Source organism: Microbacterium sp. (genome assembly GCF_039812165.1).
Classification (GTDB): domain Bacteria; phylum Actinomycetota; class Actinomycetes; order Actinomycetales; family Microbacteriaceae; genus Microbacterium.
This window is the reverse complement of record NZ_JBDIAB010000125.1, coordinates 1-8,763: the sequence shown is the minus strand read 5'-3', so window position 1 is coordinate 8,763 and position 8,763 is coordinate 1. Positions and strand designations below refer to the sequence as shown.

Annotated in this window: 10 protein-coding genes, 1 tRNA gene and 2 pseudogenes; 6 read left to right on the top strand and 7 right to left on the bottom strand. The window is 72.1% G+C overall.

Going from position 1 to position 8,763, the window contains the following annotated elements:
- Positions 1 to 284, top strand: a pseudogene (locus WML84_RS10305) (hypothetical protein); the annotation flags it as partial.
- Here the strand turns inward: WML84_RS10305 and WML84_RS10300 are convergent.
- The 3 genes from WML84_RS10300 to WML84_RS10290 all read right to left on the bottom strand — a co-directional run bounded on the left by WML84_RS10300 (position 281) and on the right by WML84_RS10290 (position 1,867).
- Entirely contained in the window at positions 281 to 520 is a 240-nt protein-coding gene (locus WML84_RS10300; RefSeq protein WP_347346054.1) for a hypothetical protein, read from the bottom strand. The pseudogene WML84_RS10305 and the gene WML84_RS10300 overlap by 4 nt on opposite strands.
- Before the next feature lie 259 nt (positions 521 to 779).
- Positions 780 to 1,121 (bottom strand): cupin domain-containing protein, encoded by a 342-nt coding sequence (locus tag WML84_RS10295; RefSeq protein ID WP_347346053.1) that lies wholly within the window; start codon positions 1,119 to 1,121, stop codon positions 780 to 782.
- 131 nt (positions 1,122 to 1,252) lie between these two features.
- Complete coding sequence (locus WML84_RS10290; protein WP_347346052.1) at positions 1,253 to 1,867, bottom strand: helix-turn-helix domain-containing protein; 615 nt, start codon at positions 1,865 to 1,867, stop codon at positions 1,253 to 1,255.
- 49 nt (positions 1,868 to 1,916) lie between these two features.
- Between WML84_RS10290 and WML84_RS10285 the strand changes: the two genes are divergently transcribed.
- On the top strand, positions 1,917 to 2,516 hold the full coding sequence (locus WML84_RS10285) for a DUF2249 domain-containing protein (protein ID WP_347346051.1): 600 nt from the start codon (positions 1,917 to 1,919) through the stop codon (positions 2,514 to 2,516).
- A gap of 121 nt (positions 2,517 to 2,637) precedes the next feature.
- Positions 2,638 to 3,438 carry a siderophore-interacting protein gene (locus WML84_RS10280; RefSeq protein WP_347346050.1) on the top strand — a complete coding sequence of 267 codons (801 nt, stop codon included), beginning with the start codon at positions 2,638 to 2,640 and terminating at the stop codon, positions 3,436 to 3,438.
- A gap of 255 nt (positions 3,439 to 3,693) precedes the next feature.
- On the opposite strand, the gene WML84_RS10275 is transcribed toward WML84_RS10280, so the two are convergent.
- On the bottom strand, positions 3,694 to 4,620 hold the full coding sequence (locus tag WML84_RS10275) for an NAD-dependent epimerase/dehydratase family protein (protein ID WP_347346049.1): 927 nt from the start codon (positions 4,618 to 4,620) through the stop codon (positions 3,694 to 3,696).
- A 38-nt stretch (positions 4,621 to 4,658) separates the two neighbouring features.
- On the opposite strand from WML84_RS10275, the gene WML84_RS10270 reads away from it, so the two are divergent.
- On the top strand, positions 4,659 to 5,261 hold the full coding sequence (locus tag WML84_RS10270) for a TetR/AcrR family transcriptional regulator (RefSeq protein ID WP_347346048.1): 603 nt from the start codon (positions 4,659 to 4,661) through the stop codon (positions 5,259 to 5,261).
- A complete protein-coding gene (locus tag WML84_RS10265) occupies positions 5,258 to 5,944 on the top strand; it encodes a type 1 glutamine amidotransferase domain-containing protein (RefSeq protein WP_347346047.1) in 687 nt (228 codons plus the stop codon). Before WML84_RS10270 ends, WML84_RS10265 begins: the two co-directional genes overlap by 4 nt.
- 37 nt (positions 5,945 to 5,981) lie before the next feature.
- Here the strand turns inward: WML84_RS10265 and WML84_RS10260 are convergent, their stop codons facing one another.
- Positions 5,982 to 7,145 (bottom strand): CocE/NonD family hydrolase, encoded by a 1,164-nt coding sequence (locus tag WML84_RS10260; RefSeq protein ID WP_347346046.1) that lies wholly within the window; start codon positions 7,143 to 7,145, stop codon positions 5,982 to 5,984.
- Positions 7,146 to 7,229: 84 nt separating this feature from the next.
- Positions 7,230 to 7,302, bottom strand: a tRNA-Ala gene (locus tag WML84_RS10255).
- A gap of 92 nt (positions 7,303 to 7,394) precedes the next feature.
- Between WML84_RS10255 and WML84_RS10250 the strand changes: the two genes are divergently transcribed.
- A complete protein-coding gene (locus tag WML84_RS10250; protein WP_347346045.1) occupies positions 7,395 to 8,426 on the top strand; it encodes a LacI family DNA-binding transcriptional regulator in 1,032 nt (343 codons plus the stop codon).
- A 56-nt stretch (positions 8,427 to 8,482) separates the two neighbouring features.
- Here WML84_RS10250 and WML84_RS10245 read toward each other — a convergent pair.
- Positions 8,483 to 8,763, bottom strand: a pseudogene (locus WML84_RS10245) (carbohydrate ABC transporter permease); the annotation flags it as partial.

Below are 8,763 nucleotides of genomic sequence, written 5' to 3'. Positions count from 1 at the left end.
CGTGCTACCTGACGCTCATCGGGATGCTGTCCTACGCCGCGGCGCTGCTCGTGCGGCACCTGATCCCCGCGCTCGTCGGCATGCTGAGCCTCGTCCTGCTGCTCCCGCCGCTCGTCGCGGCGCTCACCGAGCACGCGCGGTGGCTGCCCGGCCTCGCCGGCATGCAGCTCTACGACTCGACGGATGCCGTGCTCACCGCGGGCACCGGCACGCTCGTCCTCGCCGCGTGGATCCTGCTGGTCGGCGCTGTCGCGGCGACCCGGTTCCTCCGCACCGACGCCTAGTCGGAATCGCGCAGTGCAGCGGGCGCCCACGCCGGCCGGGTCGCCTCTCCCACGAGCAGTCCGCGCTGGCACGTCGCGCACTCGCGGAACGGGGTGCGCGCACTGCTGTTGTCGAGCGCCTCGGTCACGTCGGCGATCTGGATCGCCGCCCGCACGGGAGCCCACAGGCGCGCATGGCGATCGCGGATCTTCTGCTCGGGCACCGTGTGCCCGCCCCGTCGCACGCGTTCTCGCACGCGCTGCACCGTGAGCTCGACCCGGGACGATGATGACGTGCAGGTGCACCAGGTAGCCGGCGTCAGCGGCATCCGCGACGAGCCGGACCTTGCTCGCGTGCGAGAAGGCCGTCTCCGTGATGAACGACGCGCTCTCCGCGATCCGCTGGCCCCAGGCCGCCCGGACGCAGCACGCGCTTTCCGAGCCTGGCCAGCAGCCAGCGACCGGGCGTGTCCTCCGCCTTGCGCTGCGCGAAGGGCGGGGTCTCCTCGTCCTCGATCACGACGCGCTCGCCCCGGATGCCGCGCGGATGACGGTGAGCACGAACACGCTGTCATCGAGAGCGCTCACCGAGTGGCGCTCGGGCGGGATCGCGATGAGGTCGCCCGCGACCAGCTCCCAGGATCGCCCTGCCCCGACCAGGCGCACGCGGCCGATCAGCACCTGCAGAGTCGCCTCGGGCGGGCTGTCGTGCGCGCCGAGCTCGCCGCCGGCCGACAGCGCGAGCATCGTCTGACGCAGCACCGTGTCGCGGGAGCCGTAGACGGTCTCCGCGGCGCGACGAGCATGCGCGGTGCGTGCGGCGGCGAGCAGCTTCTCGGCCGTCGCGGCGAGACCCACCGATCTGACCTCTGTCCGGTCCCGTGGCATCGTGAATCGCTCCTCCTCATGTCGCGGTCAGGAGCACGAGCGCCCCGACCAGCCGTGCGACCGCCTCGGCCGCCTCGAATCCGACGCCGCCACCCCGCCGGTCATGCCGCCGCGCCCTCCAGCCGGGCCCGGCACACGCCCGGGCGCACGAACGGCTCGAGCTCCGCGGGGGTCACGCCCGTTCCGGCGAGCGCTCCCCGCATCAGTCCCGCGTGGATCGCGCAGACCACGTCGCCCCTGTTCTGGACGGCCTCGCGGAACGGACAGTTGTGCAGCTCGATGATCCCGGGCTCGGTGCGAACCGGTGCGAACCCGAGCTCGTCCAGAGAGGCGACGAGATGCTCGACCGACGCCCCGCGGCCGTGGGCGCGTCGACGTCCCCACAGCGCCCCCACGGCCTCGGCCCGCTCCCGTGCGTCGTCGCCGGTGCCGAGCTCCTCCAGCAGGATGTCGGCGAGCACCTCGTAGCGACGATCGTCCCGGTCCGGGCTCGGCACCGCGCGGAACCTCGACGCCGGACGGCCGCGCCCCGCCGCGACCGAAGCGACGCGCTCCACGCGCCCGGCGCGCTCCAACGCGTCCAGATGGAAGCGGACGGTGTTGGGATGCACCCCCAGCCCTTCCGCCAGCGCCGCGACGCCGAGGGGCTCCGAGGAGCCCTGCAGCCGGCGCATCACGAGCCGGCGGCGATCGTCGGCGTGGTCGTCGTGTCGCATGCGCCCATTTTATACAGATACGATTGGAGAAAAGAGGAAGGATCGCGAGATGCCCGATGACCTCGAGCTGGATGTCCGCTCCATACCCAAGCCGCAGCGCCACCCCCGGATCTTCGCGGCCTACGACGAGCTCGACGCGGGGCAGGCCTTCGTCCTGGTCAACGACCACGAGCCGCGGCATCTGCGCGAGGAGTTCGAGCGGGAGCTCCCCGGAGCCTTCGACTGGGAGTCGCTGGGCGAGGGCGCCGACGGCGCGTGGCGCGTGCGCATCCGGCGCACGACCCGCACGCCGCTCCCCCGCGCGCTCGCCGACACGTCCGACCTCACCGACCCCCGGCCGGGCCGCGGCGGATCGGTGTGGCAGCTGACCCCGGCCGCCCGCGACCTCGATGCGAACGTCATCCTCCTGCCCGCGGGAGACGCGATCGACGCCCACGACGGGCCCGACCTCGACGTGCTCCTCCACGTCCTGGACGGCGGCGGCACGCTCGGCACCGAGACCGGGTCGATCCCCTTGACGCCCGGGGCACTGGTCTGGCTGCCGCGGCGCTCCCGTCGCCGCATCGACGCCGGGCCCGAGGGACTGCGCTATCTGTCCGTCCACCGGCGCAAGCCCGCGCTGTCGATCCGCGTGGGCGCCCCGGGATAGCCGTCGCCTCCCGCAGGCACCCGCCCACGGCATCCCGTCGAATGCCTCGAGGCATCGTCGGTCGGGCGACTGTTCGGTAGGTTAGATGAGGCTAACCAAACCAGACTCCCGGAGGCCTCGCATGGGATTCACCGACGGCCGCAGGATCACCGGCATGTACACCGCCGAGGTCGCCCGCACCGACCGGATCACCCCGCACATGGTGCGGGTGACCTTCCGCGGCGACGACCTCACGCGGCTGCCCCGACGCGGCTACGACCAGTGGTTCCGGCTCTTCCTCCCCCGCGGCGACGGCGACACCGACTTCACGGCCGTGCCGGAGGGCTTCGGCCTGGGCGGCTACCTGAAATACCTGACGGCGAAGTCCGGCACCCGGCCGCCGTTCCGCAACTACACCGTGCGCGCGCACCGCCCCGAGCTCGGCGAGCTCGACGTCGACTTCGTCGCCCACGGCGACACCGGCATCGCGGGCCCCTGGGCGCAGCGCGCGCAGCCCGGCGAGCGGGTCGCCTTCATCGATCAGGGCCGCGGCTTCGACCCGATCGAGGATGCCGAAGAGGTGCTGCTGGTCGGCGACGAGTCCGCACTGCCCGCCGTGGCCGGCATCCTCCGGGACCTGCCCCGCGAGACCGCCGGCCTGGCGATCATCGAGATCCCCGATCCGGCGGACCGGCAGGACGTGGACGAGCCGGCCGGTGTCGAGGTCCGCTGGCTGGCGCGGGCCGACCCGCACGACCGTCCGGGCCTGCTCGCGCTCGACGCCGTGCGCGCGTGGATCCCGGAGCGCCCGACCACCCTGCACGCCTACCTCGCCGGCGAGCAGCAGCTCGTGGCCGAGAGCCGTCGGCACCTCGTCGCCGCCGGCGTCCCCAAGGCCCGCATCTCGTTCACCGGCTACTGGCGGGTCGGCCGCGCGGGCTGACGTTCGGCGGCGCGGCGTGCGCCCGCGCACCCGCGGCGTTTCGTCGGAGATCTGCACGGTGTCGGATGCCTGGACGCCCCGGCATCCGACGAACCGCCGATCTCCGACGTTGTGCCGCGAACGCCTCGGCGTCGCCATGCCTTGCCGGGCCACGATCGCGTCTCGCAACTGGAGGCGACCGTGATCGGCACGATCGCCTGGGAGTCCGCGCTCGCGGCATCCGCCCGGCGACGCTGACGACCGAGATGGATGCCGCTACGACGACTCGCGCGCGATCGCCTCGAGCCCCTCGGCATAGGTGGTCACGCGGAAGCCGGGGAACCGCGAGCGGAACATGCCGGAGTCGAAGAGACTGTCGTGCGCGTACCGCGGCAGCAGCTCTCCGATCTCCCGCACCCGAGGCGAGAGGACGCCGCCGGCCCTGAGCACCCAGTTCGGGACGACGGTGTACGCGGGCTCTCTGCCGAACGCCGCGGCCGCCGTCGCGACGAACTCGCGGTACGTGGGCCGATCGGCCGAGGTCGGGAGGTGCCACGTCTGACCGAACGCGTCGGGGGTGTTGCCCAGGAGTGCCAGCGCGCGACTGGCGTCCGGCGTCCAGATGAGCGTCCGCCTGCGGTCGTCGCGAACCGGCACGAGCGGCCTCCTGCCCGCCCTCAGCCGTTCGACGACCAGAGCGTTCGTGAAGCTCTGCGTCCTGCCCGGCCCATAGAACTCCGGCGCCCGGGCGATGAGGACGGGGATGTCGCCTCGCGCCAGCTCGTCCAGCACCATCGACGCCATCGCGGCCCGGACCCGGCCCTTCGGCCCCACGGGAGCGAACGGCGTCTCCTCGGTCTGGACTCGATCGTCCTGCGGGTACATGTACGTATTGTCGAAGTACACGAAGGCCGCACCGGCGGCGCGCGTCGCCGCGAGCGCGTTCTCGAGCATCGTGGGAAACCGCGCCTCCCACAGCCGCGTGTCCGCCGGCAGGCCCGCGGTGAAGTACACGGTGTCGCTGCCGCGGACCGCCGCGGCGGTCTGCGCCGCGTCGAGCAGGTCGGCCGGCGCCAGCGCGTCGGAGGGGTTGACCGGGCGCGGGTTGCGGCTCACGAGCCGGAGATCGGTCGTGTGGCTGTCCGCGAGCTCCCGGGCGAGTTCCACCGCGATCTGACCGCCGGCTCCCAGAATCGTCTGCATATGCGCTATGTTAGCACTGCATACATTATGAGGAGGCGATGCGCGTGACGACGGCGGAGAGGTCGTACCACCACGGGAACCTCCGCGCCGCGCTGCTCACGGCCGCGGCCCAGGCCCTGGAGGCTGGCGAGGAGCTCTCGATGCGCGCCGTGGCGCGTCGCGCCGGGGTGTCGCCCGCCGCACCGTACCGGCATTTCGCCGACCGCGAGGCGCTCGACTCGGCGCTGGCCGTCGAGGGCTTCGACCGGCTCCGCGCGGAGCTCGACGCCGCCCTGGCAGACGTTCCGGACTCGTCTCCCGCCGGCGACGTCGTGGCGACGCTCGCCGTCGCCTACGTCAGGTTCGCGTTGCGGCATCCCGCGTCGTTCCGCCTGATGTTCGGCCACGAGTGCGACGAGGCCGACAGTGAGCGCGTCCGCGCCGCGGGCCGACTCCACGAGATGCTGCTCGACGTGGTCCGACGCCTGTTCCCGAGGTCGGATGCCACGAGCCTGTCGCGCGGGCTGTGGAGCCTGGCGCACGGCCTGGCGTTCCTGCACCTCGACGGCAAGCTCCGCCCCGATCCCGCCGCCGACGTCGACGAACGCGTGCGCGCGTCGATCGCCGCCGTCCTCACCGTCAACGAAGGAGAGCACCCATGACCAGACGCATCCTGAACGTCGTCACCAACGTCGGGCACTACGACGACCCGTCGCATCCGACGGGACTGTGGCTGTCGGAGCTCACGCATGCCTGGCAGGTGTTCGAGGAGCACGGATTCGAGCAGACGATCGTGAGCCCCTCGGGCGGGCCCTCGCCCCTCGAGCCGCGCTCGCTCGCCTTCCCGAGCTACGACAAGAGCGCGAAGGCGTGGCACGCCGACCCGGCGCGCATGGCGCTGCTCGAGAGCACCGCGAGCCCCGACGAGATCGACGCGGACGACTACGACGCCGTCTACTTCACCGGCGGCCACGCCGTCATGTACGACTTCCCGGGCAGCGCCGGCCTGCAGCGCATCACGCGCGAGATCTGGGAGGCCGGCGGCATCGTCTCGTCCGTCTGCCACGGGTACTGCGGGCTGCTCGACACGACGCTCTCCGACGGGTCCCTCCTCGTCGCGGGTCGCAGACTGACCGGCTTCGCGTGGCAGGAGGAGGTGCTCGCCCGCGTGGACAAGCTCGTCCCCTACAACGCCGAGGAGGAGATGAAGAAGCGCGGCGCCCGCTACGAGAAGGCGCTCCTCCCCTTCGTCTCCTTCACGGTCGTCGACGGCAACCTCGTCACGGGCCAGAATCCCGGCTCCGCCAAGGCGACCGCCGAGAAGGTCGCCGCCCTGCTGACCTGACGATCGATGCCTCCGGGCGTGCGTCGTGCGCGCTCGTTCAGCGGTCGGCGGGGACGACGGCCCGATGGAGCCAGTCGTAGACGACGCCGTCCCAGACCCGCTGCCCCAGGCCGGCGCAGTGTCCTGCGGCGCCGTCGGCGGCAGTGAGATGGACGAGCTCGTGCGGCGCGGTGAGGGCGTCGGCGAGGAGCTGCCCGCCGCCGCCGGCGAAGTCGTCCTCGCACTCGACGATGAGGGTCGGGCAGGTGATCTGCCCTGCCTCGGGGAGCATCGTGAACTCGCGCAGCGCGTCGAAGTAGTCGGAGATCGAATGGATGCCGTGGGCCGCCATGCGCGCTCCGAAGAACTCCCGCTGGTTGCCCGACAGCGCGCTGATGACCGTCGCGGCCGGCACGGCGACGGCGCCGAGGAGCCCCTGCGGCAGGTGCTGCGCCATGTCGGGCTGGGCGGGGTCGCACACCAGCGCGGCGAGGCGATGCTCGTACGCGGCTCCGCGGGGTGCGAGGTAGCCCGCGAAGGAGCGGCCGACGAGCACCACCGCGGCGGGGTCGACGTCCGGACGGGCGATGACGGCATCCACGACCGGGGTGAGCACCGCCTCGAAGTCCGGCCGGAAGAACAGGCCGTCCGTGTACAGCGAGGCGCCCTGACCGGGCCCCTCGAACGAGACGACGTTGTAGCCGCGCTCGAGCGCCGGCCTCGCATACGCCCAGCCGTCCTCGGCGGAGGAGTCGTAGCCCGCCGGGAACAGGATCGTCGGCCGAGCCGCACCGGAGTCGTCCGGCGCGAACAGGTACGCCTTGAGCGTCAGTCCCTCGTAGGGGATCGCGAGCCTCTCGGCGTGGACGCCCAGGTGCGGCAGCGCCGCGGCGAAGTTCTCCACGTGCGCGCGGAAGCCGTTCTGCAGGCGCGGGTCGGCGATGTCATGGCGCAGGAAGAAGTACGACTGCCGGTGGTACTCGCTGGCCCGCAGCCGCGCGCTCGCCCTGCCGACGGGATCGGCGATCCTCTCGGCGAGGCCCTCGGTATGCTCGGCCATCGCGTGCCACGCGGAGTACCACGCGGAGGGCTCGGCGTGCTTGACGGCGTGTGCCGCCGCGAACGCCTCGCCGAGGTCCGCGAGACCCGAGTACGCGTTGGAGAGGGTGCGGGCGAGCTGCCCGTCGTACATGTCGTCACGGAAGAGGATCGTCTGCGCCATGCCATGACCATACGACCAGGACAGGCGAGCCGCGACCACCCGTGACGGGCGGCGAGCGAACTGCACGGTGCCGCCGACACACGGTGGACCTGAGGGGATTCGAACCCCTGACCTCTTCATTGCGAACGAAGCGCGCTACCAACTGCGCCACAGGCCCGTGAACCTCAGCAACACTACCACGACGGCTCGATGCTCGCGGACGCCGAGAGCCGGCTCGAATGTGAGGCGGCGACCCGGCCCCCCTAGACTGTGCCCGTGAGGCCACGGCGCGCGACGTCACAGGACGTCGCCAATCTGGCGGGCGTGTCCCGCAGCGCGGTCTCGCTCGTCCTCAACGACCGCGCCGACGGCAACATCGCCCCCGACACTCAGGCGACCATCCGGGCGGCGGCGCGCGCGCTCAACTACACGCCGAGCTCGGTGGCCGTGAGCCTGCGCCGCCAGCGCACGCAGACCATCGGCGTCGTCACCGACACGATCGCGAGCACGGCGTACGGCGGTCACATCCTCATCGGTGCGACCGAGGTGGCCACCGCGCACGGCTATCTGCTGCTCACCGTCGACACGCACGACAACCCCGCGGTCGAGACGGTGGCGTACGAGCGCCTCCACGCCCGACAGGTCGACGCGCTCGCCTTCGCCGCGATGGGCACGCACGAGCACGACGCGGGCCCGCTCCGCGACGCCGGCGGCCCCGCGATCATGATCAACTGCTTCTCGGCCGACGCCAGCGTCGCGAGCGTCTCGCCGGACGAGCGGACCGGCGGGCGACGGGCGGCGCAGCGCCTGCTCGACGCCGGCCACCACGACATCCTGTGGCTGGGCGGCACCCTCGACGTCCTCGCCGCCCGCGAACGCCTGCAGGGCTATCACGACGCGATGGCGGATGCCGGCATCCGCGCCCGCGACCCGGTCATCGGCGGCTGGAACATCGACACGGCCTACGAGGCAGCGCTCGCCATCCTGCGCAGACCCGATCCGCCGACCGCGATCCTCGCCGCCAACGATCGCGCCGCGGTCGGTGTGGCGCTGGCCGCCGCGCGCTGCGGCATCGACATCCCCGGCGACCTGTCGCTCATCGGCTACGACGACGACGAGAACGTCGCCCCGGTGATGGTGCCGCCGCTCACGACGATGCGACTCCCCCACGACGAGCTCGGCCGCATCGGCATGCGGATGCTGATCGACCAGCTCTCCGGGTCGGCTCCGTCGGCGCCCGCGCAGGTCGTCGTCGACTGCGAACTGATCGAGCGGGCCTCGGTGGCCCCGCGATCGTCGTAGGGACGGCATCCCCACTCGGATCGCGGAGCGCGCCGAGGCCCGCTCGAATCGTGCTGCTACTTGCCCGCGCCTGCGGTGAGGCCCTCGCGCAGCGGCTTCTGGCCGAAGACGAAGACCAGGAGCGCCGGGATCATCGAGATCACGACACCGGCCAGAACCGTCGACACGCTGCCGGTGCCGAGGTTGCCCTGCAGCGTGACGAGTCCCAGTGGAAGCGTGAAGTTCTGCTCGCTGATCGTCATGATGAGCGGTCGGAAGAACTCGTTCCAGTGGTAGTTGAACGCGAGGATGCCGACGATCGCGAGACCCGGCGTGGCCAGCGGAAGGTAGATGCTGA

What these genes read in the sequence shown, in the direction of transcription:
- WML84_RS10290 (WP_347346052.1), bottom strand. Translation starts at nt 1,867, where the DNA reads ATGCGACACGACGACCACGCCGACGATCGCCGCCGGCTCGTGATGCGC.
- WML84_RS10285 (WP_347346051.1), top strand. Translation starts at nt 1,917, where the DNA reads ATGCCCGATGACCTCGAGCTGGATGTCCGCTCCATACCCAAGCCGCAG.
- WML84_RS10280 (WP_347346050.1), top strand. Translation starts at nt 2,638, where the DNA reads ATGGGATTCACCGACGGCCGCAGGATCACCGGCATGTACACCGCCGAG.
- WML84_RS10275 (WP_347346049.1), bottom strand. Translation starts at nt 4,620, where the DNA reads ATGCAGACGATTCTGGGAGCCGGCGGTCAGATCGCGGTGGAACTCGCC.
- WML84_RS10270 (WP_347346048.1), top strand. Translation starts at nt 4,659, where the DNA reads ATGCGCGTGACGACGGCGGAGAGGTCGTACCACCACGGGAACCTCCGC.
- WML84_RS10265 (WP_347346047.1), top strand. Translation starts at nt 5,258, where the DNA reads ATGACCAGACGCATCCTGAACGTCGTCACCAACGTCGGGCACTACGAC.
- WML84_RS10260 (WP_347346046.1), bottom strand. Translation starts at nt 7,145, where the DNA reads ATGGCGCAGACGATCCTCTTCCGTGACGACATGTACGACGGGCAGCTC.